Annotated in this window: 25 protein-coding genes and 1 tRNA gene; 15 read left to right on the top strand and 11 right to left on the bottom strand. The window is 59.9% G+C overall.

Annotated features, from left to right (window positions below; all coding sequences use genetic code 11):
- Nucleotides 1-92: 92 nt before the first annotated feature.
- On the top strand, nucleotides 93-2075 hold the full coding sequence (locus tag ACIQJ2_RS27765; RefSeq protein WP_400677953.1) for a polysaccharide biosynthesis protein: 1983 nt from the start codon (nucleotides 93-95) through the stop codon (nucleotides 2073-2075).
- Between the two features lie 106 nt (nucleotides 2076-2181).
- On the opposite strand, the gene ACIQJ2_RS27770 is transcribed toward ACIQJ2_RS27765, so the two are convergent.
- Complete coding sequence (locus ACIQJ2_RS27770; RefSeq protein ID WP_199151070.1) at nucleotides 2182-2958, bottom strand: glycosyltransferase family 25 protein; 777 nt, start codon at nucleotides 2956-2958, stop codon at nucleotides 2182-2184.
- A 330-nt stretch (nucleotides 2959-3288) separates the two neighbouring features.
- Between ACIQJ2_RS27770 and ACIQJ2_RS27775 the strand changes: the two genes are divergently transcribed.
- The 6 genes from ACIQJ2_RS27775 to ACIQJ2_RS27800 all read left to right on the top strand — a co-directional run bounded on the left by ACIQJ2_RS27775 (nucleotide 3289) and on the right by ACIQJ2_RS27800 (nucleotide 9219).
- Complete coding sequence (locus ACIQJ2_RS27775) at nucleotides 3289-3621, top strand: hypothetical protein (protein ID WP_400677955.1); 333 nt, start codon at nucleotides 3289-3291, stop codon at nucleotides 3619-3621.
- A gap of 199 nt (nucleotides 3622-3820) precedes the next feature.
- Nucleotides 3821-4978: a Gfo/Idh/MocA family protein gene (locus tag ACIQJ2_RS27780; protein WP_199151068.1), complete on the top strand. Its 1158-nt coding sequence runs from the start codon at nucleotides 3821-3823 to the stop codon at nucleotides 4976-4978.
- 13 nt (nucleotides 4979-4991) lie between these two features.
- The gene (locus ACIQJ2_RS27785) at nucleotides 4992-5879 is read left to right on the top strand and encodes a carbohydrate ABC transporter permease (RefSeq protein WP_199151067.1); all 888 of its coding nucleotides are present in this window, start codon (nucleotides 4992-4994) and stop codon (nucleotides 5877-5879) included.
- Complete coding sequence (locus ACIQJ2_RS27790) at nucleotides 5876-6733, top strand: carbohydrate ABC transporter permease (protein WP_400677958.1); 858 nt, start codon at nucleotides 5876-5878, stop codon at nucleotides 6731-6733. The genes ACIQJ2_RS27785 and ACIQJ2_RS27790 overlap by 4 nt, the downstream gene beginning before the upstream one ends.
- A 36-nt stretch (nucleotides 6734-6769) precedes the next feature.
- A complete protein-coding gene (locus tag ACIQJ2_RS27795; RefSeq protein WP_199150661.1) occupies nucleotides 6770-7999 on the top strand; it encodes an extracellular solute-binding protein in 1230 nt (409 codons plus the stop codon).
- A gap of 86 nt (nucleotides 8000-8085) precedes the next feature.
- Nucleotides 8086-9219, top strand: a complete 1134-nt coding sequence (locus ACIQJ2_RS27800) for a sn-glycerol-3-phosphate ABC transporter ATP-binding protein UgpC (protein WP_199150662.1) — start codon at nucleotides 8086-8088, stop codon at nucleotides 9217-9219.
- Nucleotides 9220-9372: 153 nt separating this feature from the next.
- Here ACIQJ2_RS27800 and ACIQJ2_RS27805 read toward each other — a convergent pair whose 3' ends face one another.
- Genes ACIQJ2_RS27805 through ACIQJ2_RS27815 form a run of 3 tightly spaced genes read right to left on the bottom strand, consistent with a single transcriptional unit; the run spans nucleotide 9373 to nucleotide 12450 of the window.
- Nucleotides 9373-10476 carry a D-TA family PLP-dependent enzyme gene (locus ACIQJ2_RS27805; RefSeq protein ID WP_400677959.1) on the bottom strand — a complete coding sequence of 368 codons (1104 nt, stop codon included), beginning with the start codon at nucleotides 10474-10476 and terminating at the stop codon, nucleotides 9373-9375.
- A gap of 1 nt (nucleotide 10477) precedes the next feature.
- Nucleotides 10478-11953 (bottom strand): M81 family metallopeptidase, encoded by a 1476-nt coding sequence (locus tag ACIQJ2_RS27810; protein ID WP_400677960.1) that lies wholly within the window; start codon nucleotides 11951-11953, stop codon nucleotides 10478-10480.
- 11 nt (nucleotides 11954-11964) lie between these two features.
- On the bottom strand, nucleotides 11965-12450 hold the full coding sequence (locus ACIQJ2_RS27815; RefSeq protein WP_400677961.1) for a hypothetical protein: 486 nt from the start codon (nucleotides 12448-12450) through the stop codon (nucleotides 11965-11967).
- A gap of 280 nt (nucleotides 12451-12730) precedes the next feature.
- Here ACIQJ2_RS27815 and ACIQJ2_RS27820 point away from each other — a divergent pair, with 280 nt between their 5' ends.
- The 3 genes from ACIQJ2_RS27820 to ACIQJ2_RS27830 all read left to right on the top strand — a co-directional run bounded on the left by ACIQJ2_RS27820 (nucleotide 12731) and on the right by ACIQJ2_RS27830 (nucleotide 16426).
- Nucleotides 12731-13594, top strand: coding sequence for a MurR/RpiR family transcriptional regulator (locus ACIQJ2_RS27820; protein WP_199150666.1), 864 nt, complete (start codon nucleotides 12731-12733; stop codon nucleotides 13592-13594).
- Nucleotides 13595-13704: 110 nt separating this feature from the next.
- Entirely contained in the window at nucleotides 13705-14481 is a 777-nt protein-coding gene (locus ACIQJ2_RS27825) for an SDR family oxidoreductase (protein WP_400677962.1), read from the top strand.
- A 25-nt stretch (nucleotides 14482-14506) separates the two neighbouring features.
- The gene (locus ACIQJ2_RS27830; protein ID WP_400677963.1) at nucleotides 14507-16426 is read left to right on the top strand and encodes a beta-N-acetylhexosaminidase; all 1920 of its coding nucleotides are present in this window, start codon (nucleotides 14507-14509) and stop codon (nucleotides 16424-16426) included.
- Between the two features lie 109 nt (nucleotides 16427-16535).
- On the opposite strand, the gene ACIQJ2_RS27835 is transcribed toward ACIQJ2_RS27830, so the two are convergent.
- The 3 genes from ACIQJ2_RS27835 to ACIQJ2_RS27845 form a co-directional block, all read right to left on the bottom strand.
- Nucleotides 16536-16664 carry a hypothetical protein gene (locus ACIQJ2_RS27835; protein ID WP_281436328.1) on the bottom strand — a complete coding sequence of 43 codons (129 nt, stop codon included), beginning with the start codon at nucleotides 16662-16664 and terminating at the stop codon, nucleotides 16536-16538.
- A 358-nt stretch (nucleotides 16665-17022) separates the two neighbouring features.
- Nucleotides 17023-17109: transfer RNA gene (locus ACIQJ2_RS27840), tRNA-Leu, on the bottom strand.
- 92 nt (nucleotides 17110-17201) lie between these two features.
- A complete protein-coding gene (locus tag ACIQJ2_RS27845) occupies nucleotides 17202-18623 on the bottom strand; it encodes a phosphomannomutase (protein ID WP_400677971.1) in 1422 nt (473 codons plus the stop codon).
- 187 nt (nucleotides 18624-18810) lie between these two features.
- Between ACIQJ2_RS27845 and ACIQJ2_RS27850 the strand changes: the two genes are divergently transcribed.
- Entirely contained in the window at nucleotides 18811-19242 is a 432-nt protein-coding gene (locus ACIQJ2_RS27850) for a BA14K family protein (RefSeq protein WP_400677964.1), read from the top strand.
- A 25-nt stretch (nucleotides 19243-19267) separates the two neighbouring features.
- Here the strand turns inward: ACIQJ2_RS27850 and ACIQJ2_RS27855 are convergent, their stop codons facing one another.
- Nucleotides 19268-19561, bottom strand: a complete 294-nt coding sequence (locus tag ACIQJ2_RS27855; RefSeq protein WP_199150670.1) for a SelT/SelW/SelH family protein — start codon at nucleotides 19559-19561, stop codon at nucleotides 19268-19270.
- Nucleotides 19562-19751: 190 nt separating this feature from the next.
- Between ACIQJ2_RS27855 and ACIQJ2_RS27860 the strand changes: the two genes are divergently transcribed.
- Both ACIQJ2_RS27860 and ACIQJ2_RS27865 read left to right on the top strand, forming a co-directional pair.
- Nucleotides 19752-20486 carry a type 1 glutamine amidotransferase gene (locus ACIQJ2_RS27860; RefSeq protein ID WP_400677966.1) on the top strand — a complete coding sequence of 245 codons (735 nt, stop codon included), beginning with the start codon at nucleotides 19752-19754 and terminating at the stop codon, nucleotides 20484-20486.
- 142 nt (nucleotides 20487-20628) lie between these two features.
- Nucleotides 20629-21084: a GFA family protein gene (locus ACIQJ2_RS27865; RefSeq protein WP_400677967.1), complete on the top strand. Its 456-nt coding sequence runs from the start codon at nucleotides 20629-20631 to the stop codon at nucleotides 21082-21084.
- Between the two features lie 2 nt (nucleotides 21085-21086).
- Here ACIQJ2_RS27865 and ACIQJ2_RS27870 read toward each other — a convergent pair whose 3' ends face one another.
- The 3 genes from ACIQJ2_RS27870 to lepA are packed head-to-tail and all read right to left on the bottom strand — an operon-like array spanning nucleotide 21087 to nucleotide 23508.
- On the bottom strand, nucleotides 21087-21386 hold the full coding sequence (locus ACIQJ2_RS27870) for a CcdB family protein (RefSeq protein ID WP_400677969.1): 300 nt from the start codon (nucleotides 21384-21386) through the stop codon (nucleotides 21087-21089).
- Nucleotides 21386-21616, bottom strand: coding sequence for a type II toxin-antitoxin system CcdA family antitoxin (locus ACIQJ2_RS27875; protein WP_199150674.1), 231 nt, complete (start codon nucleotides 21614-21616; stop codon nucleotides 21386-21388). Before ACIQJ2_RS27875 ends, ACIQJ2_RS27870 begins: the two co-directional genes overlap by 1 nt.
- A gap of 59 nt (nucleotides 21617-21675) precedes the next feature.
- On the bottom strand, nucleotides 21676-23508 hold the full coding sequence (gene lepA, locus ACIQJ2_RS27880; protein WP_199150675.1) for a translation elongation factor 4: 1833 nt from the start codon (nucleotides 23506-23508) through the stop codon (nucleotides 21676-21678).
- A 171-nt stretch (nucleotides 23509-23679) separates the two neighbouring features.
- Here lepA and ACIQJ2_RS27885 point away from each other — a divergent pair, with 171 nt between their 5' ends.
- A complete protein-coding gene (locus tag ACIQJ2_RS27885) occupies nucleotides 23680-24252 on the top strand; it encodes an XRE family transcriptional regulator (RefSeq protein ID WP_199150676.1) in 573 nt (190 codons plus the stop codon).
- Between the two features lie 122 nt (nucleotides 24253-24374).
- Complete coding sequence (locus ACIQJ2_RS27890) at nucleotides 24375-24896, top strand: GNAT family N-acetyltransferase (RefSeq protein ID WP_400676321.1); 522 nt, start codon at nucleotides 24375-24377, stop codon at nucleotides 24894-24896.
- The last annotated feature ends 5 nt before the right edge of the window (nucleotides 24897-24901 follow it).

The following is a 24901-nucleotide window of genomic DNA, read 5'->3' on the forward strand; positions in this document are numbered from 1 at the left end:
CAATCATTATGCATCTGCGGTGCATCGTGAGACAATCAATGCGAGAAAATCGGCGTGCCGCGTTGATGACAGGCGCCAGGGGGAGTTGACCGATGGTGCCCGCGGATAAGCTTGTCCTGCCGTTTCTGGCATTGCCCCGTTCGACGAAGCGTGCGCTTGCGTTGCTCGTCGACGCCAGCCTCTGTGTGCTGACGGTCTGGTTCGCTTATTGCCTGCGCCTCGACGATTGGGTGATCCTGGAAGGCGTCGAGTGGCTGCCGGCCATCGTCTCGCTTCTGGTCGCCATTCCCATCTTCATCGTGCTCGGCCTCTATCGCGCCATTTTCAGGTATGCGGGCCTGTCTGCCTTCATGACCGTCGTCAAGGCGGTGGCGATCTATGCGCTAGCCTTCATGACGATTTTCACGGCAATCAGCGTGCCGGGCGTCCCGCGCACCGTCGGCATCCTGCAACCCTTGCTGCTGCTGATCGCAATCGGGCTGTCTCGCATGTGGACGCGTTATTGGCTCGGCAATGCCTATCAACGGCTGCTGAACCGCAATCAACTCGCCAAGGTGCTGATCTATGGCGCCGGCGCATCGGGTCGGCAGCTTGCGGGCGCACTTGCCAATAGTGCCGAGCTGAATGTCGTCGGCTATCTCGATGATGATCGGAACCTGCATAGCAGCATCATGGGCGGCTTGCCGATCTACGATCCTGCCGATTTGCCGGCGCTCGCAATGTCGGGTGAGATCAAGGGTGTGCTGCTGGCCCTGCCGAACGCGACCAGGCAGCGGCGCAATGAGATCCTCGAAGACATGCGCAAAGCACGCGTCACGGTGCGGACCATGCCGGATTTGACGGCGCTCGCCCAGGGTCGCGTCGCGGTCTCGGACCTGCGCGAACTCGATATCGAAGATCTGCTCGGACGTAATGTGATCGCGCCGGACAGAGCGCTGATCGAGAAGAACATCCGCGGCAAGGTGGTCATGGTGACCGGCGCCGGCGGTTCGATCGGCAGCGAGCTCTGCCGTCAAATCCTGAAAAACGGCCCATCTGCACTGCTGTTGGTGGAGCAGAGCGAATTCGGGCTCTATGCCATTCATGGCGAATTGGAAAAATCGGCCGTCGCCGCCGGCTACACCGACATTCGCATCATCCCTTTTCTTGCCTCCGTGCGGGACAGTCAGCGCATCCGGCAGATCATGGAGGCATGGCGGCCGAAGACTGTCTACCATGCCGCTGCCTACAAGCATGTGCCGCTCGTCGAGTACAATCCCGTCGAGGGCATACGCAACAATGTGTTGGGAACGCAGATAGCAGCCGAAGCTGCCCGGGATTACGGCGTCGAGCATTTCGTTCTCATCAGCACCGACAAGGCCGTGCGCCCGACCAACATCATGGGGGCCAGCAAGCGGCTGGCGGAAATGGTGCTGCAGGCGATGGACGCAGATCGGAAGTCAGGCGCTGACAGCACGAATTTTGCCATGGTCCGCTTCGGCAACGTTTTGGGGTCCTCCGGCTCGGTCGTGCCGCTCTTTCGCCAGCAGATCCGTGATGGCGGCCCGATCACGCTGACGCATCCGGAGATCACCCGCTATTTCATGACCATTCCCGAAGCGTCGCAACTGGTAATCCAGGCCGGTGCGATGTCCGGTGGCGGCGATGTCTTTCTGCTTGATATGGGCGAGCCGGTGCGTATCGCCGATCTTGCGCGCCGAATGGTGGAATTGTCCGGCTTGACCGTGCGAGATGCGGATGAGCCAGATGGCGACATCGAGCTGGAGATCACCGGGCTGCGCCCAGGCGAAAAACTCTACGAAGAGCTGCTGATCGGCGATGATCCGCAGCCGACGAGCCATCCGCGCATCATGCAGGCCAAGGAGGATTTTCTGCCCTGGCCCGAGTTGTCGAAGCGGCTTTCCGCGCTCGAGGCGGCACTCAACGAAAACGACATCCCGCTGGCGAGGGCCCTATTGGAAAAGCTGGTGTCCGGCTATGCGCCGAGCAGCGAAGTGGTGGATTTGGTCTATCGCGAACGCGAAACGGATCTTGCGATCGATCGGCCCGATCTCGACAACGCCGTGCCGCTATAGGGTCCATTCCAGCCACTTGCACCGGCTTTTCATTCGCGTTGACAGATGAACAGCAGGCCGGACCGTTGATCACCGCCGTATAGCCCGGGTTTGCGATGATGCTTTCTTACCGTTTGACGCCGACTGCATAACGCCAGCGGCGCAGCTGATCGCAGGTGCGGAACCAGTGTGTCGTCATCCGCAACAGGAAATGTCGCTTCACGGCACGATAATGGGAGCGATTGCCGATCGTCGTATCGGCACGATGCGGGCTGAACTCGGCGAGATTGTCCTGCGTGGCAAAGGTCTGGACGCCGGTGGACCAGCCGCGTTCGAGGGCGACGTCATAGGGCAGCAGCAGCGGCTTCAGCGTCACCAGCAGTTTCATGGCCGCCTTGCGGTCGACGATATAACAGGCCGCAGACCCCTGCGGGCCATGCATGCAGCGGCCGATGATGTCATGCTTTGCTGTTTCGCACACCTGCTTGAAGCCAACCAGACGGTGATTGACGAGTTTGACGAGACCCGTACCGCCGATACTGTCCATCGCAGCGATCGCGCGCGGGATCAGCGTCTCGTTCAGCTCGATATCGTCTTCCATGATGATAGCCATCCTGTCGCCTGTCGCGACGAATTGCTCCAGCGCGAGCAGATGGCTGCGATAACAGCCGTATTCGCCAGGCAGAAGCTTGCGGCCGTTATGGTGGATGAACGACTTCGGATGAAAGTCGACGCGATCCTGATCGGCGACAGCTTTGCCATCGACGCCCGGAATTCGGGTAATGCCTAGGTCGTATTCCGCAGCCTGACCACGCAAGCGCTCCCAGCGATCGCGAGAGCGATCGAGGTTGATGACATAGATGCGCACTTGCTGTGCTGCGCTTTCAGCAAGCAAAGGATCCATGTGGGGAGGGGTGCGATCTATCTGTTCGAGAATGACTGTTACTCCTACAAACAGAAATTGTACCGTTGGGAACTAAAGTAGCGCTTTTGCTACTATATACCATGCTTATGAATTGTCGCAAATCCTGGATTCGCGCCAATGTTGCATTCGTGGATAAAAGCATTTTATTTGGTGTAACGAAGCGTGAGCATATTCGTTTGCCTCTGCAAAGCTGCGTCTTCTCTCGATTGTGATGGGCGAGCTGTTGGTGCGCGACGCTGGCCTCACTATATTTTAAGCAAGCGTCGTGCATCTGTTGTGCTCGCATCGGGTAAAGGAGCGTAGCAATTCATGTGGAACAAACCGAAAATCGCCATTGCTGCTCTGCTGCTTGCCGCTGCCATGCCGGTTGCGGCATTGGCTGACAATCCGCTTCTGCCCAAGCCGTATGTTGCGCCCGTTTATCCCTACAAGAACCTGCCGGGGGTAACGGCGCCGAAGATGGCCGCCGACGAGAAATTTCAATGCAACACGACCACGTTGTATCCGGACGACTTCTATAGAGGCTTTTATTACCGCGGATTGCCGCGTCTCGGCTATGTCTGCGAACAGAATGGCGTCATTTCCAGCAGCACCAGAAAGCCGAACTATCAATATTGGCAGTATAATGGTCCCGACCGGTGAGGCGCTGCAGGGATGCCTGCTGAAATATGCGGCAATGCAGCCAAAACGGGCGCAGCCTCACATTTGAGAGCTGCGCTTTTTTGGGCGTCGATCTGAAAATAAATTTCATGTTTTCATGTAAATGCGCGAACGTCGTTGACGAATGCGAAAATTTGTCCCAAGATTACGAAAATAAATTACGTAATGGGAACTCAAAAGTATGCGAGTTGGAATCATTGGCCTGGGATTCCGCCTGGGTTATCTGGGCTATGTGTTCAAGGCGATCGATGAAAGCTTCGAGATTGCCGGATATGTCGATCCGGAGCCGGCGGGCCTCCCCGGTTTGATCGAGAAGGGCATATCGGCTGGAAAGGCCTATGCTACCCCTCAGGAGCTGATCGCCAACGAAAAGATCGATTTGCTGATGATCGGTTCGCCGAACCATATGCATCTCGATCATATTCGCATCGGCCTCGAGGCCGGCCTGAAAATTTTCTGCGAAAAGCCGATTGTCTCAACCATCAAGGACAGCATCGAGCTTGCGCGTTTGATGGCGAAATATGGTCACGAGCGGCTAATGGTCGGGCTCGTGCTGCGCTACTCGCCCATGTATCGCGATCTGCTGGTTGCTCAGGCCGAGGGCAAACTCGGTCATGTCGTGTCGATTGAGGCCGCAGAGCATATCGAGCCCTATCATGGCGCCTTCTTCATGCGCGATTGGCGCCGCTACCAGCATTATTCCGGCAGCTTCTTGCTGGAGAAATGCTGCCACGACCTTGATCTTTATAATGGCGTCGTCGGTGCTCGTCCCGAACGGGTCGCAAGCTTCGGCGGCCGCAAGACCTTCATTCCGGAAAATGATCCCGCACGCGAAGGGATCAATGATCTCGAACTCTTCCATCGCAAGCCGAGTGGCTGGATGGGGTCGGACAAGGTCTTTGACAGCGATGGCGACATCATCGACTATCAGGTCGCGATCATCGAATACGCCAACGGTGTCGGCATGAACTTCCACACCAATCTGAACGCGCCGGACCAGTTCCGCCGCTTTGCCATCATGGGCTCGCGCGGCATGGCTGAGGGCGACTTCATTCGTGGCTATTTCAACGTTCACGAAGTGCTAACCGGCAAGAAAGTGATCGGGAATACCTACGCGGCAACGTCGCTTTCGCAGCACTATGGCGCCGATGAGCAGATGGCTGCCGATATCGTCTCGCATGTCAAGTTGGGCCAGCACCTGCCGGTCTCCACCTTGAATGCGCTTGAGGCGGGCATTCTGGCACTTTCGATAGACGAGGCGCGCATGAAGAAGACAGTTGTCGATCTCCGGCCGATATGGGACGAGTTCGACGAAGCGCTCTATGCAAAAGTAGCCTAGGGAGGGGCGCAAGATGGGTGTTCAACGCAGCACGGTCATCTTCGCTTGGCTCCTTCTTTTTCCGGCTCTTCTCTATGTCGCCGTCATCGTCGCCTATCCGTTGGTCGACACGATAATCCTGTCCTTCACCGATGCGTCGTTGAAGAAGGTGACGAACTGGGTCGGCTTCGAGAATTACGCGAAGATTTTCAACGACACTTTTGCGGGTGTCATCGTCCGCACCTTCATCTGGACGTTCTTCTCCGTGTCGATCAAGATGATCATCGGCACGTTGGGGGCGGCGCTTTTGAATTCGGCAGTTCCGGGCCGGTCGCTTTTCCGGGTTCTGACCATGCCGCCCTGGGTTGTGCCGATGGCGATCGGCATCTTCATGTGGGGCTGGATGTACAATGGCCAGTTCGGCATGATTTCGGGGCTGCTGCAGCGTTTCGGCATTGTCGACAGCCCGGTGGCGTTCCTTGCTTACGGCAGCTCTGCCTTCTGGGCGACGATTATCACGGACGTCTGGATTGGCGTGCCGATGGTCACGCTTTACATGCTGGCCGCCATGCAGGCGATCCCGCACGATCTCTACGAGGCGGCCTGGACGGATGGCGCCGGTCGCTTCTATCGCTTCCGCCGCATCACCCTGCCGCTGCTGGTACCCTCGCTGGTCACCATGTCGATGTTGTCGCTGATCGCCACCTTCAACTCCTTCGACATCATCTGGATCTTGACCCGCGGCGGCCCGAACGGCGAGACGACGACCATGATCATCGACACCTATCGCACCGCGATCGGATCCTACAAATATGGTGAGGGTGCTGCCCGCGCCGTGCTGATCTGCATCTTCCTGTCGATCTTCTGCCTTGCCTATTTCCGCCTGACCAGCCGCTTTTCCACGGGAGCCAAGCAGCGATGAGCCAGCCTTCGATGATCAATCGCTACAAGTGGTACGAGCTCATCGGCATTTATGCCGGAATCCTGCTGTTCCTGACTTTCGTGCTGGCACCCTTCGTCGAAGGGTTTCTGGTCTCGCTGAAACCGCTCAGCCAGCTCTTCTCGTCGCCTTACCGCTTCATTCCCGAGAACGGCTCGTTTGCAGCCTATCGCACGATGTGGACCAGCGTGCCCGGCTTCGGCTGGTATATTTTCAACTCGTTCCTGATTTCCGGCGTGAGCACGATTATCGTGCTGGTCCTCGTCGTGCCGGCGGCCTATGCCTTCGCGCGTTTCGAGTTCAGGGGCTCAGGCCCGCTGCTCGGTGCATTCCTGGCGGTCAACATGTTCTCCGGTGCGGTGCTGCTGATCCCGCTGTTTAGGCTCATGCGCTCCTTCGGCGTGCTGAACACCTATTTTGCCATGATCATACCGGGCGTTGCTTTCCTCATTCCCTCGGGGATCTGGTTGCTGCGCACCTATATGATGCGCATTCCAAAGGAGCTCGACGAGGCGGCCTTTGTCGATGGCGCCAGCCATTTCTATACTCTGCGTCGCGTCATCCTGCCGATCGCCATGCCGGGCATCACCGTCGTTGCGATTACCACTTTCATCGGCTCCTACGCGCAGCAGTTCATCTACGCTCTTACTTTCAATTCGAAGACGGAATACATGCCGCTGCCGGTTGGGCTGTTTGCCTATTTCGGCCGGCAGGAGGTCGTCTGGAACGAACTCATGGCCGCAAGCTTCGTCGGCATCGCACCGGCTTTGGTCGTGATCTTCTTCCTGCAACGGTATCTCGTCAGCGGTCTGACCGCCGGCGCGGTGAAGCAATAAAACAAATCAACCACCAGAGAGAACGGGAGCTTAAACGTGACATTCCATTTCAAAACGGGGCTGCTTGCCCTTGCTTTGCTCGGCTCCACGGCGCTTGGCGCTGTGACCGCGCACGCGGCTGACAAGGAAATCAGCTGGATCTATTGCGGCGACAGCATCGACCCGATCCATGTGAAATATATCAAGCAGTGGGAAGACAAGAATCCCGGCTGGGCAGTCAAGCCTGAAGTCGTCGGCTGGGAGCAGTGCCAGGACAAGGCAACGACGCTGGCTGCCGCCGGCACGCCGGTCGCCATGGCCTATGTCGGCTCGCGCACGCTCAAGCAGTTCGCTGATAACGACCTGATCGTTCCGATCCCGATGACGGACGACGAGAAGAAGGCCTATTATCCGGGCATCGTCGGTACGGTAACCTTCGACGGAAAGCAGTGGGGCACGCCGATCGCCTTCTCGACCAAGGCGCTCTACTGGAACAAGGATCTATTCAAGAAGGCCGGTCTCGATCCTGAGAAGGCGCCGACAACCTGGGCTGAGGAAATCGCCGACGCCAAGGCGATTAAGGAAAAGACCGGCATTCCAGGCTACGGCCTCTCGGCCAAGACGTTCGACAACACCATGCACCAGTTCCTGCACTGGGTTTACACCAACAACGGCAAGGTCATCGACGGCGACAAGATCGTCCTCGACAGCCCCGAAGTGTTGGCAGCACTCCAGGCCTACAAGGACATCACGCCTTACTCGGTCGAAGGTCCGACGGCTTACGAGCAGAACGAAATGCGCGCCATCTTCCTCGATGGCAAGGTCGGCATGATCCAGGCCGGCTCCGGTGCGGCCGCTCGCTTGAAGGAAACGAAGATCAACTGGGGCGTGGCACCGCTGCCGCTCGGTCCTTCGGCCAAGGGCCAGGGCACGCTGCTCATCACCGACAGCCTTGCCGTCTTCAAGGGCAGCGGCGTCGAGGACAAGGCGGCCGAGTTCGCCAAGTTCATCACGTCTCCGGGCCCGCAGGCGGAATACGAACTGCAGGGCGGCGCCGGCCTGACGCCGCTGCGTCCATCGCCGCTGGTTGACGAATTCGTCAAGAAGGACGCTTCCTGGAAGCCGTTCATCGATGGCATCGCCTATGGTGGTCCCGAGCCGCTCTTCAAGGACTACAAGGGCTTCCAGAATGTGATGATCGCGATGGTTCAGTCGGTCGTGACAGGTCAGGCCCAGCCGGCAGATGCCTTGAAGAAGGCAGCTGCCGATCTCGAGCAGTACAAGTAAGATCGCAATTCGCCGGGCCGCGCGCGCATCGCGCGCGGCCTTTCGAGCCCTGCCCGCCTTGTAGCGGCGCCGCGCGGAGACAGAGTTTGGGAAAGCTGCACCTTAATCAGGTCAAGAAATTTTACGGTCATTTCGAGGTCATCAAGGGCGTCGAGCTTGACGTTAACGACGGTGAATTCATCGTCTTCGTCGGGCCGTCCGGCTGCGGTAAGTCGACCCTGCTGCGCATGATCGCCGGCCTCGACGATGTGACCAGCGGCGACATCATGATCGATGGTGGCCGCGTCAACGACCTGCCACCCGTCAAGCGCGGCATCGCCATGGTCTTCCAGTCCTACGCTCTCTATCCGCATATGTCGGTGTTCGAAAACATCGCTTTCCCGCTGCGGGTCGAGAAGATGCCGGAGGACAAGCTGAAGGCCAAGGTCGAGCATGCCGCCCGCATCCTGCATCTCGATCAGCGTCTGTATCAGAAGCCGGGCCAACTGTCCGGTGGCCAGCGACAGCGCGTCGCGATCGGCCGCGCGATCGTGCGCGAGCCCAAGATTTTCCTTTTTGACGAGCCCTTGTCGAACCTCGATGCCGCTCTGCGCGCAGACATGCGCATCGAGCTGGCCAAGCTGCATCACCACCTGCAGGCAACGATGATCTACGTGACCCACGACCAGGTCGAAGCCATGACCATGGCCGACCGGATCGTTGTCCTCAATGCCGGCGAGATATCTCAGGTCGGTGCGCCGCTGGAGCTTTATCACAAGCCGGCGAATACGTTCGTCGCGCGTTTCATCGGCAATCCGAAGATGAACTTCCTGTCGGTCACCTGCACGAATGTCAGCGAAGCGGGCGTGGAGATCGACTATAAGGGGCAGAAGGCAATTCTGCCGGTGACCCCTCGCGAAGGCGCCATCGGCAAGACACTGACTCTCGGCATTCGTCCCGAGCATATCCAGCTCGGCGGTGGCGACCTGACATTGACCGTGGTGCCGACCGTGGTCGAGCATCTGGGCGCACAGACGGTAGCCTATGCCGCCGTTGAGGGTGTTGACGAGAACTTCTGCGCCACGCTGCCGGGCAGCGCCGCCATTCGCCTGGAGGCGCCGCTGAAGACCGGCCTGCACATTGCCGATTGCCACCTCTTCGATGAAAACGGCCAGGCTTTCGAACGCCGCGTCGAGCTCACCGACATCGACATGGAGCTGCTGAGCTCCACTGCGTCCTAACGGTCAGGAACTGCGCCAAACAGGCAGTTTAAGCGGCTTAGCCATTTGATGAAATGCTGAGCCGCTTTCAGAACCGTGTGGAAGATGGGACTTTTGAGACAAAAGAAAACGGCGGCTCTCAGGCCGCCGTTTTTGTTGAGGGGGTACTTGCGTCTACCAGACGAGGCCGCGCGCAGCCACGTCCTCGACGCGGGTGACCACGCCATCGCGGTGGAACACCATCTGGTCGAACAGGTTGGAAACGACGCAGGTGTGGTTGGGGATGATGCGGATCTTGTCGCCGATCTGCGGGCGAGCGCCCTTGCAGTTCGACAGATCGATCACACCATGCTCCTCCGAAAGACCCTTGATGACAGCTTCGGGATAGTCCACCACATGGCCGTAGTCGGCAAAGCCGAGGAGGTCGGAGGTTAGAGCCTTCGACCCTGCATCGATGACGGCGCGGTCTTCGGTCGGTCGCGAGACGACGGTGGCGAGGATATGCATGGCGCAATCCTCCTCGCGGCAGTGGCCGGCGCGCACCATGGATCGGTCGTTATAGATATAGGTGCCGGCGCGATGCTCCGTGGCTGCCGTCACGAGATGCGCTTCGAACAGGCTCGGCGTGCCGCCGTTGCTGACGATCGGGCACTCGATGCCTTCATTCTTGAGCAGCGCGATGGCATCGACCAGGAAGGCCTGTGTCGCCGCAGCATTGTTCGGCTTCGGATAGTTCATCAAGCCGCCGAAGACGAGACCCGGCTTGCCGACGATGTGCTTGCCGAGGGCCGCTGCCTGTTCCGGCGTTTGCACGCCGCACCGCGCTCCGCCGGTATCGCACTCCACCAGTACCGTCAGCGGCTTGCGTTCGGCAAACCATGCGGAGAGCCCATCGACGGTGACGGTGCTGTCCGCGACGACCTTCAACCCGGAAATGCGGCCATTGAGCGCCGAGAGGCGGGTGAGCTTTTCAGGACCGAGGATGTTGAAGGTGATCAGGATGTCTTCGAAACCGGCATCGGCAAAGGCCTCCGCTTCGGTGATCTTCTGGCAGTTGATGCCCTTTGCGCCGGCGGCGACCTGAGCGCGTGCAAGCGCGGGGATCTTGTGCGTCTTGATATGCGGACGGAAGTTCAGGCCGTGCGTATCCATGTAGGATTGCACGCGGGCGATGTTCGCGGCCAGCCGGTCTTCATCGATGATCGGGCGCGGGGTCGAGAGGCCTTCGATCCGGTCGCCGGACTTGGGGCTGATTTCCGAGGCGATGTCATGTGCCATCTCAGGCGTCTTTCCGTTCTATCGAATGGGGATCGGCCACCATGGGCCAGATATCTTTCCGCGCCCGGCGATAGGGGGTGCGGGCTGGATTATTCGGATAGGGCGTTCCGGCCGAGCAGTAAAGGATCTCCGCAGCGATCTTCGAGAAAGATGCGTAGAAATGGTTGGTCGACTTGATGACCAGAATCTTTTTGGTCGTGGGGTCGATGCCCATCACGGAGAAAAGGCTTGGGTCGAAGCTTTGTGCACGCGTCGAATTCAGGATGATGTCGATGCCGTCGAGCTGAATATGCGCGGCATCGCCGAACGGCGCGAAGCTTTCGCCGAAACGCATCTCGGCATTGGTGACGAGCCGCACGATCTTGACGTGGCCGTCGATGGGGTTGCCCGTGCCCGGTGCGGATTTTGCACCGAAGCGCAACGGGATTTCCGCACCTTCGCCGGCGGCCATACAGATCTGCACGGCCATCGGGTCCCAGATCGTGCCGATCGCCGTGTCGGTGGCGCCGCGATCGAGCAGTTCCTGCAAAATGACGGTTGCGTCTCCGGCCGTGCCGCCGCCGGGATTGTCCCAGAGATCGGCAATGACGACCGGGCCCGACGTCGCGGCCATAGCCTCGCTGACGGCCTGCTTCTCGTCGATCTGCGGCATGATGAAAGTGCCGCGCTTGGAGAAGAGCTCCAGGCCGAGATCGCGGGCGACCGCAGAGCCTTTATCCGGCTTATTATCCGTTACTACGAGCAGCTTCGTGCCCATCTCCGGGACGTCGCCGGCCATGAAGCCGTGGATGACGGAGACGGAGAGAATGTCCGCATCGCTCTTTTCCATCGCCATGATTTTGTCGACGAAGGAGCGCATCGGCTCGCGCGAGGTCGGGAAGACGTCGATCATGCGGCAGTCGAAGACTGACATGACCGGCTTGACCCGGCCCTCAAGCGTATCGATGGCGATGCGCCAGAGGTCTTCGGCGCGGTCGACGAAATCCGTGTGCGGGAATTCCTTGAAATAGACGAAGAAGTTCGCGGCGGCGAGGCGCTTCGCCGTCAGATGGCTGTGCGGGTCGAGTTCCGAGCAGACAAGGATATCCGGCCCGACGATTTCGCGGACGCGCGTAAGGAAATCGCCCTCGGTGTCCTCGTAACCATCGGCGACCATGGCGCCATGCAAGCCGAGCACCACGGCATCGACAGGCATGGCGGCTCGCAATTGGTCGAGGATTTCGTCGCGCAGCTCTTCATAGGTCCGTCGGTTCACCAGGCCGGCTGGATCCGCCCAGGTGGCGGTGCCTTCGATCACTTCCCAGCCCTTCTGCACGGCAATCTGACGGCCCACGGTGATCGGGGCGGAGCAGAGCGTCGGCGTTTCCGGGTGCATACCCGGCGGTGCATAGAGGGACGCCTCGAATGCACGCCGGTCGATGCAGATGGGGGAGAAGGTGTTCGTCTCGGTCGCTAGAGCCGCGGTAAAAATGCGCAATGCTGTCGCCTCTATTCCATGGGGTTCGGCAGGTAGCCGGTGAAGCCGCTGATCTTCCAACGTCCTTCATGCAGACGGCAATAATAGAGTGTCTGCCATTTCATGATGTCGATGCTGCCGTCCGACTTCTTCAGGCTGCCATCGAACTTCTTGCGCACCAGCGCCATATCGCCTTCGATCTCGATGTCTTCGAGCGTCGTGGTGGTGAAAATGGCCGCGCGCGTGTCCTCCGCAAAGGATTGGGTAGCGAAGTCGCGTGCCTGGCGCAGCCACTCGTCGCGATAAGCAACAAGGTTCGGGAAGGCGAGGCGCCACTTGTCAGGGCTGATTTTGCGCTTGCCATCTATGCCGATGAAGCCTTCTTCGACGAAATCGCCCGCTACCATCGACCAATCGGCTGCCAGAAAGGCATCGATATCACGCGGAACGAGCATCTCCCAGATAGCATGTCTTGCGGTGTCGCTGGCAGGGAAGGGATTCTTGAATGGATCACGCATTGTATCCGCCGTCATTTAAATTCTTTTCATAATTCTCGATTTTCACTGGTCAAATTCTGCTTTCTATGGTCATTTGTCAACGCATCAAGAAAATAATTTGCAGGAACCATACGATGCTCGTCACGCATATGGCTCCCGTCAGATGGGCGTAAACGGCAAGCCGCGCCCCCTCGCACACTCTTAGGTAGGCATTGATGACGAGTTGCGAGATTGAGATGGTTTGCGTCACTTATTATGTCTCGGACGTTTAGAACCCAGCGACAAAATAAAGGGGGAGCTGATGGATATCTTCACGACCATGCAGGACGAGAGGGGCCGGCTTTCTCAATCGGAAATCCGCATTGCCGACATCGTCCTCAACGACTTCGAATTTGCCGTCAACGCTTCCATCATCGAGCTGGCGGGCAAGGCGGATGTCTCGCCGCCGACCGTTACGCGCTTCTGCCGCCGTCTCGGCTGCGAAAGCTTCTCCGATTTCAAGGTACAGCTGGCCCGCACCGCTTATGTCGGCATGCGCTACCTCAAGCCCGAACCGAAGAGCATTGCGCCTGCCGATGTCGCCCAGGACATTATTACCAAGGCGCAGAACGCGCTGTTCCTGCTGCATCGCGGGCTTGATGTGGCGGCGATCGAGGTGGCGGCAAACCGGCTTGCCGGCGCGGAGATGATTTACGCCTTCGGCTCCGGCGGCAATTCCTCGATGATCGCCAGCGAGATACAGAACCGCCTGTTCCGCCTCGGCCTGCGCATTACCTCAAGCTCCGACCATAGCATGCAGCTGATGATGGCCGCAGCGGCCAAGCCGACTGACCTCTTGATCGGCTCGTCTTTCTCCGGCCGCAACGCCGAGCTGGTGCGTGCTTTCACGCTGGCGCGCGAAGCAAAGGTGCCGACCATCGCGCTGACGCAGAGCGGAAGCCCCGTGGCTGAGGCCGCCGATATTACCGTGCCGATCGATCTGCCGGAGGGCGACAATATCTATAGGCCGTCGTCGACGCGCATCGCCTACTTGGCCGTGCTCGACATTCTCGCCAGCCTGGTCGCCTATCGTCTTCGTCCGCAGGCCACGGTGATATTGCGCCGTATCAAGCAGCAGCTCGTCACCCATCGCGACGGCGATGATCGGCAGCTTCTCGGGGACTAGGATCATTCCAGGAAAACTGCGTGGCGGCCCTCCGCCCGCAATTGCATAGAAAACAACGACAGGCGGCGGCGAGCGTCCGCCGTTCGGGAAACCAATCAGAGGAAAGCCATATGAGTAAATCCGTTGCCATCGTGACCGGGGCTGCAGGCGATATCGGCCGCGCCATCGCAAAGCGTCTGGCCGATGATCATGATGTCATTCTGCTCGTCGATATCGACGAGGCTGCCGCGCAGAAGGCGGCACAGGCGCTGGGACCGGCGGAGCGCTTCGTCTCCTTCAAGGCGGATATCACGAGCGAGATCGACACGGCCGAAATGGCCAAGACGGCGTCGGCTTTGGGCACAGTCAAGACATTGGTCAACAATGCCGGAGCGGCCCGCGCGGTCAGCCTTCACGATACGACGGCGGAGATCTGGCGCGCCGACAGCGCCCTCAATCTTGAGGCCGCGTTCCTCTGCTTCCGTGCCGTCGAGGATATGCTGAAAGCGTCGAAGGGATCGGTCATCAACATCGCCTCCGTCAACGGCATGGCCGTTTTCGGCCATCCCGCCTACAGCGCCGCCAAGGCCGGGCTCGTGCATTTCACCAAGCTGGTCGCCGTTGAATACGGCAAGTTCGGCATTCGCTCGAACGCGGTCGCGCCGGGCACCGTGCGTACCCAGGCCTGGGAAGCGCGCGCCGCCGCCAATCCGAACGTCTTCGAGGAAGCGAAGCGCTGGTATGCGCTGCGGCGCGTTGTCGACCCCGTCGATGTCGCCAATGCCGTTTCGTTTCTGGCAAGCCCGCTTGCTTCGGCCATTACAGGCGTCTGCCTGCCGGTCGATTGCGGCCTGACGGCAGGGCAGGCGGAGCTCGCCCACACCTTCACACAGTCCGATCACTATTGATGCCCCTCGCCAAAAGGGAATTTAGATGCATCCCGCTTCCTATCATCTGGAAAACACATGGTCTCCCGAGGGCGGAAAGCATGGCCGGCTGACCCTGACGCTTTTCAATTTCTCCGGTGCGCCGCTTTCGAATTTTCGCCTCGTCTACACGACTCTGACGCGTTTCATCGATCCGAAGATCTGCGAAAATGCCGTCTTCGTGCGTCGCAATGCCAATTTTCATGAGTTTGCGCCGCCCGCCGGCCTGTCCATCGCACCGGGAGAGAGCTGGACGTTCACGGTCTCCAGCCTGCACCGGGTTGCGAAGCATTGCACTGATGGTGCCAAGTCCGCCTATCTCTCGCTTGAAGACGGCAGTCATATCGACGTCTTCACTTCCGATCTTCTGCTCGAAGGCCGGACCAGCGAGCCGCCGCCAGCGCTGCTGCCGGAGGGCAGGCTGGAGCTTCCCTTCGCCATTCAGCCCTGGCCGGCCTCCATCGACGTCAAGCCGGGCGAAGCCTTCCCTGTTGCGCTCTATCCCGCTGAAGGCACGGATGCCGTAAGCCTGAAGACGCTTGCCACGGCACAGGCGCTCTTCCGAAGGCTATTTCCCTCAAGCCACATTCCTTTCAGCCTCATCGCCGCGCCACAGGGCAGGGCGCTGCGCTTCGTCGAACGACCGGCCCTTGCCGCAGAGGCTTACGAGCTGACCTTCGGTGCGGACGAGATCGAGCTGGCCTTCTCGGTCGATTCGGGCCGCCTCTATGGCCTGATGACAGTGGCGCAGCTTCTGGATGGTGCCCGGCGTGAACCCGGCAAGTTCCGTTTCCCGATCTCGGGCGTGATTGCCGATCAACCGCGTTACGGCTGGCGCGGTTGTCATCTCGATGTCTCCAGGCAGTTTGTGCCCAAGGCCGATTTGCTGCGCCTGCTCGACATCCTCGCATGGCTGAAGCTCAATATCTTCCATTGGCATCTGACGGATGACGAGGCATGGCGCCTGGAGATCCGCGCCTATCCGCAGCTGGCGACCTTGGGCGCCCTTCGCGGACCGGATGAGCCTTTGCTGCCGCAGCTCGGCAACGGCGCGGAACCTGTCGGCGGCTTCTACTCGCAGGCTGATGTCCGCGAGATCGTCGCCCATGCCTCCGCACTCGGCATCGAGGTCGTGCCGGAGATCGATATCCCCGGCCATAGCACCGCGACCCTCGTCGCCCTGCCTGATCTGGCGGACGGGCAGGAAGCGCCGGAAAGTTATCACTCCGTCCAGGGCTATCCGAACAATGCCCTGAACCCGGCCATCGAGTCGACCTACGAGTTCCTGGCCAAGGTCTTCGACGAAATGGTCGAGCTTTTCCCCTCGCAATATCTGCACATCGGCGGGGATGAGGTTGCCAACGGCTCCTGGCTCGCTTCGCCGCTGGCGCGCAAGCTCATGGAGAAGGAAGGTATTTCGGGCACTTTCGCCCTGCAATCCTATTTCCTGAAGCGGATCAAGGCGATGCTCAACGAGCGCGGCCGCAAGCTTGCCGGCTGGAACGAAGTCGCCCATGGCGGTGGCGTCGATCCGCAGAACACCTTGCTGATGGCTTGGGAAAAGCCCGAAGTCGGCATCGAGCTGGCGCGCGAGGGCTACGAGGTCGTCATGACGCCGGGCCAGGCCTACTATCTCGACATGGTGCAGGCCGATGCGTGGCAGGAGCCCGGCGCGAGCTGGGCAGGCACCGTGCCGCCCGCCCATACCTATGCCTATGAAGCGGAGGGCGATTTCCCGGAAGAGCTGCGGCATCTGATGAAGGGCGTGCAGGCCTGCATCTGGCAGGAAAACTTCACCTCGCGCGATTACTTCAACCGCCTGGTCTTCCCGCGCCTGCCGGCCATTGCCGAGGCTGCGTGGACGCCGAAGGCCCAGAAGGACTGGCTGCGCTTCGCCGCCATCGTGCCGCTGAGCCCGAAGCTGTAACTTAAGTCGAAAGAAAGTGGCGCCCGGCTGAGATCGATAGATCGGGCGCCGCGCAAACGCGCCCCGAGGTATTTGGTGAGGCTGCAGGGAGCACAGGGCTACAGGATCGTCAGATCGCCCAGAAAATCGCGCCGAAGACCACGATGAAGGCGAGTATGGCTCCCATCATCCGCGCCAAACCTTCGTTGACATTGCCGTCGCCGACGACTTTTTCGTACCAATCGCTCTTGTGATTCATGGGTAATCCCTCGAGGTTTCCCCCTATTAGGTCGCGGTTTTCTCCACAGTCAACGGTCTGGGGATAATACTTAGATCGAAGACCGTTTCGACGACTGGGAGCCGCGCGATTCGCTCGGGATGGAAGGTAGCCCAATCTCCTTTGAAGCTAGTCTTCCAGGAGCTTTTGAAGTCATCTTGTTTCGGAGTTTTGAGATCTGCCGTCTCTACCCGAATTGGACCATCGCCAACCGGGATTCTCGTGCGTCTGCACCTATTTCAAGACAAGTCCGATCAAACACATTCGATAAATCAAATGTGTTCCAAGGGAACTTATCAGTCTTGAAATCATTGAGAAATCTACGTTTCTCAAAATGGAATGGTGCCCAGAAGAGGACTCGAACCTCCACACCCTTTCGGGTACCAGCACCTGAAGCTGGCGCGTCTACCAATTCCGCCATCTGGGCGACGGACACGCATGTAAGGGGGTGGCCGTCCGGTGTCAACAGGGTTTTTGAAGTTTTCGTGTCGATTGTGAAAAAAGCGGTTGAGATCCGGGTCAAACCCGGGCCGCAGCCCAGGTGCGGATCAGGCCAAGTCCCTGTTCCAGCAAGGTCTTTGCCTCGTTTTCACCCGCCGCTTCCACATAGCAACGCATTTCCGGTGCATTTCCGGAGGGGCGGAAATGGATGATTCGGTTATCCACAAGCGTGACCCTTAGTCCGTCGATGTCGCTCTTCGACGCGACGGCTGCGACGGGCTCGAGGAACTCAGCGAGATTGGTGTCCGACGCACGCAGGTGTGCCATCAGCGCGGCACTGGTTTCTACCGGGAAATTCTCAATGCGGTCGGCGGCGGCAAAGGGCAGGCGATAGCTGCCGGCAACCGCCGAAAGCGGCTTGCCGGCCTTTGCAGCCGCGTAGAGCGTCGCCAGGACGGGCAGGAAGCTGTCACGTGTCGGCAGCGGCTCGAAAGACTTGCCTTCGATGGTGAAGCGGCTGGCCGTCAGCGTGCCGCCATTGGCTTCGAAGCCCATGACGCCAGCCTTGCCTGCCGCAACCGCCTCATCCATGCCGGCGATCACATAGGGCGAGCCGACGCGGGTGCGGGTGACGGCATAGGAACCGGCCGCTTCGATGCCGGAATTGGACGTGACCGGCGTCACCACCACCTCCGCGCTAAGGAAGTTTGCGGCGATGAGGCCGAGCAGATCGCCGCGCAGCGGCTCGCCGGCTTCATCCGCAACCAGCGGCCGGTCGCCATCGCCGTCGGCCGAAACGATGGCATCCAGGCCATGCTCCGGCGCCCAGCCTTTCATAAGACGGATGGTTTCGGCGGAGACAGCTTCGGTATCCACCGGAATGAAGCTCTCGGAGCGGCCGAGCGGCACGACGCGGGCGCCGTAATGGGCAAGCACCTGTCCGAAAAGGTCGCGCGCCACCGTGCTGTGCTGATAGACGCCGATGGCGAGGCCCGCGAGGCTGCCTGATGGCAGCAACCCCTTGTTACGCTCCAGGAACAGCGCCTCCGTCTCTGCCGTGCGGTTTTCCGCCGCGGCAGGCGTCTCGTCCAGTACCGAATCGCCGATCGCCAGAGCCTCCTCGCTGATCGCCACTTCGTCGTGCTTGTCGATTTCGCCGTCCGGCCTGTAGAACTTGATGCCGTTGCGATCGGCGGGGATGTGCGAACCGGTGATCATCAGCGAGGCCGCCTTGTGCTTCAGCCCGTAGAGAGCCAGCGCCGGCGTCGGCAAGGTGCCGCAGTCGATCGGTGTCAGGCCGGCACGTTTCAGGGCGCCGATACAGGTTGCCGATATCGCGGGGCTCGATTCGCGGAAATCTCGGCCGACAATGATGAGATCGCCTGGCTTGGCATGTCCGCTCTTCAGTAGGTGATTGGCGAATGCCGTCGCATAGAGTGCCGAAGCCCGCCCGGTAAGATCAACGGACAGGCCACGAAGGCCGCTGGTGCCGAATTTCAAGCTGCTCACAGGCAATCTCCTCGCAATGATCGTGCTGTTATGGAGCAAGCGGCGGCGGCGATCAACTCGTCGTGGAATGCTGCTTTCCAGTTGCGGCAATACTGGTTTTATCCTTGCGAAGGCCCCAAATAAGATCGAGGCGGGGCATGCGTCGCTTTGGCACGCGGCATCCGCACAGGAGTTCGTCATGGTTGCTTTTCAAAGGGTTGCGCTTGGTTGCGCTTTCGGTCTTTCGTTGCTGACGCAAGCGGGTCTTGCCACGGCGGCTTCGGATCCTCCGAAGATCGGCATCCCGCTGCCCAGCCCTGGCAATCGCGTCCTCTGCGATGCCAGAGGCTGTTTCGGTTTCGGGGAACGACAGTTCTACACCCGCCCCGGTCAGCCGCTCCCGATCACTCCGCCCTATACCGGCGGGGTGAACCGCTACGACAGCACGCGCATTCAGATGCCTCCGCGTGAAACCTACGCGCCGCCGAAGGTCGTCTATCCCACGCCGGCCCAGCAGCGCACGCAGCATCAGATGTGGTGCGCCAGACAATATCGCACCTACAATCCTGGCACCAATCTTTATACCACTATCAATCATGGCTCCAAGGAGTGCCACTCGCCCTTTGACTGACGGTTCGGCACGAGCAGGGGGAGGCTCAGCTTTCCAGCGAAGCGCGGTCGGTATGGCCGAGATCGCGTTGCGGATCGATGACATCCCGCACGCGCTGCTTCAGCTCCTTCGGCCCCGGGAAACCCCCGTCGCGCTTGCGCTCCCACAGCAGTTCGCCATCGATTCGGATTTCGAAGACGCCGCCGGTGCCGGGTATCAGCGCCACTTCACCGAGACTGTCGGTAAAGGTCTGCAGCAGTTCTTGCGCCATCCAGCCGGAGCGTAGGAGCCAGTTGCATTGGGTGCAGTAGAGAATGGTGATCCGGGGCCTGTCGCTCATCGTCATTATCCTCGTTGTTTGCTGACATTTATGCTCAAGATTATTCGCCTGCAAGCGGGGCGTTTAGGCGAAAGCGCGGGGCGGATTTCCGTCCGCAATTACATCGGAAAAGACGAACTGCTTTAGGCTCTTGCCTGTCGCGCCAACGCATGCTCATGTCTGGTCTGACCGTCGTTTGGGGATTGTTGGAATGCGCGTCGCCATCATCGAAAATATGAATAATACACCGCTCGGGGCTCTCGGCATCGCGCTGGAGGAGGCTGGGGCCAAGATGGAGCTGTTTCGCCCTTGGAAAGGCGAGGCTTTGCCTAAGGATGCCTCAGCCTATGATGCGCTGGTCGTGCTTGGTGGCGAGCAGAGCGCGCGCGACGACGACACCCATCCATATCTGCCGGAGCTGGCGCGGCTGATGCGCCGCTTCGAGGGTGAGGACAAGGCAGTGCTCGGCATCTGCCTCGGCAGCCAGATCCTTGCGCGCGCTTATGAGGCGGAAAACCTGCTCGGCACGGCTCATGAGTTTGGCTGGAAGACGATCGGCCTCACCGACGAAGGCAGGGTCGATCCTTTGCTGGCCGATGTCGGCGACGACTTCACCATCTTCCAGTGGCATTCCGACACATTTGCCTTGCCTGATGGAGCCACCCGTCTTGCGACCAATGGCGTGACGCGCAATCAGGCTTTCCGCATCGGTCGCGCCACCTATGGCACGCAGTTCCACTTCGAGGCGAACGCCGAGGTGGTGGAGCGCTGGCGGGGTGAACACCAGGAGACGATCGAGCGCAAGGAACCGGGCTGGCTGGAGAAATATCCCGAGCTCGTCTCCAAGCACGCAGCTGCCGCCGACACGGCCGGCCTTGCCATCGCAAGAGCCTGGGTGAAGACCATCAGGTCGCAGGCAAAGCTTCCCGGAGCCACCGACGCCTGAAAGCGCTAGGGCAGTCGCGCAAAAGTGTGCAGCGGTTTTCGTGGCTACGCCATGCGTGAAATCAAAGAGCTAAAGCGCGTGAAGCGAATCTTAGAGATCGCGACGCGCTTTAGCGAAGCAAGCAGATAAAAGGAGAGGATTTATGAGCACGCTGGAATTACCATGCGAGGGCAGTTGCCGTTGCGGGCAGGTGCGGTTGAAGATCAACGCCAAGCCGCTGCTGACCATGGCCTGCCACTGCACGGGCTGTCAGCGCATGACCGCCGGCCCCTATTCGCTGAGCGCCGCGATCCCCTCGGAGGGCTTCGAGGTAACGGAGGGAGAGCCCGTGATCGGCGGCCTGCATGGCGATGCCATCCATCACTATTTCTGCCCGCATTGCATGAGCTGGCTGTTCACAAAGCTGGAAGGCGTCGACTGGTTCGTCAACGTCCGCGCCACCATGCTGAACAATGTCGGCTGGTTCTCGCCCTTCATGGAGACCTGGACGAGCGAAAAGCTGCCATGGGCCACCACGCCGGCCAAGCACAGCTATGCAGCGCTGCCGGCGATGGACGAGTATGAAGGCTTGATCGGGGAGTATGTGGCAGGAAACTGAAGTCAAAAGCCCTGAAAAAGGAAGTCGGTCGCGGCGGTAATCTGATCGCCGCGCAAACTCAAATCGGCAATTAATTCCCCGATTTCGGTGAGAGGTACTGCCGCCATTAGTTGCGTCGCCATGATGTAGGGCTTGTCAGCAATAGTGAACTGCGGATTGAGCCTTGCCATCGGCATTGATACATCCTCCAGACGAAGCAGAGGCGCCATCATTCGCGTTTTCAGCCTCTCCAACAAGTCAGACTGAAGATCCAGCGCGAGAGTTCGACTTTGCCTTAAGGCATAGACGTGGAACCTTGCCATCAGAACTGCCGATATTTTCCAAATGGCAGACCATGTTTTTCGACATAGGCATTGGCTTGTTCGATGGCCTCGGCATTTTCGAGAAGCCACAGTCGCTCGCGCTCGGCTTTGATGGCGCGTGTTATGCCGTCCTCAGCAGCGCGTGAGATGTTGATTTTCAACTCGCGTGCATCTGCGACCAGTTGCTCGTCGAGGGATAAATTCGCGGCTTTTCGCGTTGTTTGGGTCATGAGGCGCTCCTCAAATTATGCGCAAACTATATGCGCATAATTTGATTTTGATAAGAGCCTCACTCGTCCCCCATCTTCAGCGCGGCGATAAAGGCTTCCTGCGGGATTTCGACCTTGCCGAACTGCCGCATGCGCTTCTTGCCTTCCTTCTGCTTGTCGAGCAGCTTGCGCTTACGGGTGGCGTCGCCGCCGTAGCACTTGGCAGTCACGTCCTTGCGCAGCGCCTTCACCGTCTCGCGCGCGATGATGCGCCCGCCGATGGCGGCCTGGATCGGGATCTGGAACATGTGCTGCGGGATCAGGTCCTTCAGCTTCTCGCACATGACGCGGCCGCGCTTTTCGGCGGCAGAGCGGTGCACGAGCATGGAAAGCGCATCCACCGGCTCGGCATTGACGAGGATAGACATCTTGACGAGATCGCTCTCGCGATAGTCGGTCAGGCTGTAGTCGAAGGAGGCGTAGCCCTTGGAGATCGACTTCAGGCGGTCGTAGAAGTCGAAAACGACTTCGTTGAGCGGCAGATCGTAGGTGATCATGGCGCGGTTGCCGACATAGGTCAGCTCGGTCTGGATACCGCGGCGGTCCTGGCAGAGCTTCAGGATCGAGCCGAGATAGTCATCCGGCGTCAGGATCGTCGCCTTGATCCACGGTTCGCGGAATTCGGAAATCTTGACGACGTCGGGCATGTCGGCCGGGTTGTGCAGCTCGATCTCGGTGCCGTCGGTCATGGTGAGCTGATAGACGACGGACGGAGCCGTTGCGATCAGGTCGAGATTGAATTCGCGCTCCAGGCGCTCCTGGATGATTTCCAGGTGCAAGAGGCCGAGGAAGCCGCAGCGGAAGCCGAAGCCGAGAGCGGCAGACGATTCCATTTCGAAGGAGAAGCTGGCGTCGTTGAGGCGCAGCTTGCCCATGGCCGAGCGCAGATCTTCGAAATCGGCGGCATCGACCGGGAAGAGGCCGCAGAACACCACAGGCTGTGCCGGCTTGAAGCCCGGCAGCGCTGCGGCGGTCGGGCGCTTGTCTTCAGTGATGGTATCGCCGACGCGGGTGTCGGCCACTTCCTTGATCGAGGCGGTGATAAAACCGATCTCGCCGGGGCCGAGGCTGTCGACGGCGACCATCTTCGGCGTGAGAACGCCGACGCGCTCGATCTGGTACTTCGCATCCGTGCCCATCATGCGGATGGTCTGGCCCTTGGTCAGCGTGCCGTCGATGATGCGCACGAGAACCATGACGCCGAGATAGGTGTCGTACCAGCTGTCGACCAGCAGCGCCTTCAGCGGCGCCTTCTCCCCACCGGGGCTCTTCGGCGCCGGCAGCCTGTTGACGATGGCTTCGAGAACGTCCGGAATGCCGAGGCCGGTCTTGGCAGAAATCAGCACGGCGTCGGAGGCGTCGATGCCGATGACTTCCTCGATCTGGTCCTTGATACGGTCGGGTTCGGCCGCCGGCAGGTCGATCTTGTTGAGGACGGTGACGAGCTCGTGGTTGTTGTCGATCGCCTGATAGACGTTGGCAAGCGTCTGCGCTTCCACGCCCTGGGAGGCGTCGACGACAAGCAGCGATCCCTCGCAGGCCGACAGCGAGCGCGAGACTTCATAGGCGAAGTCGACGTGTCCGGGCGTGTCGATCAGGTTGAGGATATAGGTCTCGCCATTCTGGGCCTTGTAGTGCAGGCGCACCGTCTGGGCCTTGATGGTGATGCCGCGCTCGCGCTCGATCTCCATGTTGTCCAACACCTGCTCCGACATTTCGCGTTCGGCCAGGCCGCCCGTCGTCTGGATCAGGCGGTCGGCCAACGTCGATTTGCCGTGGTCGATATGGGCCACGATCGAGAAGTTGCGGATATGCGAAAGCGGAGTGGTCGAATTGGTGCTCATGCGCGCCATATAGCAGCGCCGCCCCGCGCCGCAAAGCGGAAAAGCGGGGTTTTGGCGGCTATCTTCGCGTTATGTTAGCCTTATCCGGTCCTGCAGCGATCGACATCGAAGGTCTCTTGATTCCATCATGAGAACGTGTATTTCTCTTATAGTGGAATTTCGAGGCGCAAGGCATTGACAATGGCGGATGACAATCTGGATCTGGCGATCGGCGCGCGTATCAAGGAGCTGCGTATCGCTCGCGGTCTGACATTGGATGAGCTTGCCAATGCCTCGGCCGTCAGCCGCGCCATGATCTCGCGCATCGAGCGGGCGGAGGCGAGCCCGACGGCCTCGCTGCTGTCACGGCTCTGCGCAGCGCTCGGCCTTTCGCTCTCGGCTTTCTTTGCCGAGGAGGACATGGAGGTGTCGCCGCTTGCCCGCCGCGAGCAGCAGGCGATCTGGCGTGATCCGGGAACCGGCTATGTCAGACGTTCCGTCTCGCCGCCGGGCACGGGCTCGAAGGTTGATGTTGTCGAGGTCATCTTTCCCGCCGGCGCGCGCGTCATTTTCCCGCCGAATACGGCAAGCGCCGATATGACCCAGCATGTCTGGCTGTTCGAGGGGGAGATGGAGGTGACGCATCGCGATGTCATGCATCGCCTCATGCCCGGCGATTGTCTCTTCATGGGCGTTGGCGATGGCCATGCCTTCCATAATCCCGGCGAGGTGCCGGCGCGCTACAGCGTCATCCTCGATCGCGGCCGTTCATAGAGCATTTCCAGGAAAAGCGCACAGCGGTTTTCCGTCAGGAATGCGTAAGAAAACAATAAGATAGAGCATTTCCGCTTTTCTTCGAAACGCGGAAATGCTCAAGCTACCCAAGGACTTTTCTCATGACTGACATTCGTCTTCTTTCGGCCGCCGACGCTCGCGACAGGCTATCCGATCTCTGCGAGGTGCTTGTCGATTGCGTCAATGGTGGCGCTTCCGTCGGCTTCATGCAACCCTATGGTGTGTCCGATGCCTTGCCCTACTGGCAGGGCGTTGCCGACAGCGTCGAAAGCGCCGCGACGCTGCTTTTCGTCGCCGCAATAGAAGGCAGGGTCGTCGGCACGGTGCAGGTGGGGGCCGCGCAGATGCCGAACCAGCCGCATCGCGGCGATCTCAAGAAGCTGCTGGTGCACAGATCCGCACGCGGCAAGGGCCTTGCCCGCCTGCTGATGGACGCAGCCGAACGCGAAGCTGCCCGCATCGGCAAGACCTTGCTCGTGCTCGACACGGCAACCGGCAGCGATGCCGAAGCGATCTATCCGCGTCTTGGCTGGCAGCGTGCCGGCGTGGTGCCGGATTATGCCATGTGGCCGCAAGGCGGCCTCTGCGACACGACCATTTTCTATAAGCGTATCGCTGCGTGAAAAGA

Origin of the sequence: Rhizobium sp. NPDC092011, assembly GCF_044756305.1 — a bacterium.
In the GTDB taxonomy this organism is placed as follows: domain Bacteria; phylum Pseudomonadota; class Alphaproteobacteria; order Rhizobiales; family Rhizobiaceae; genus Rhizobium.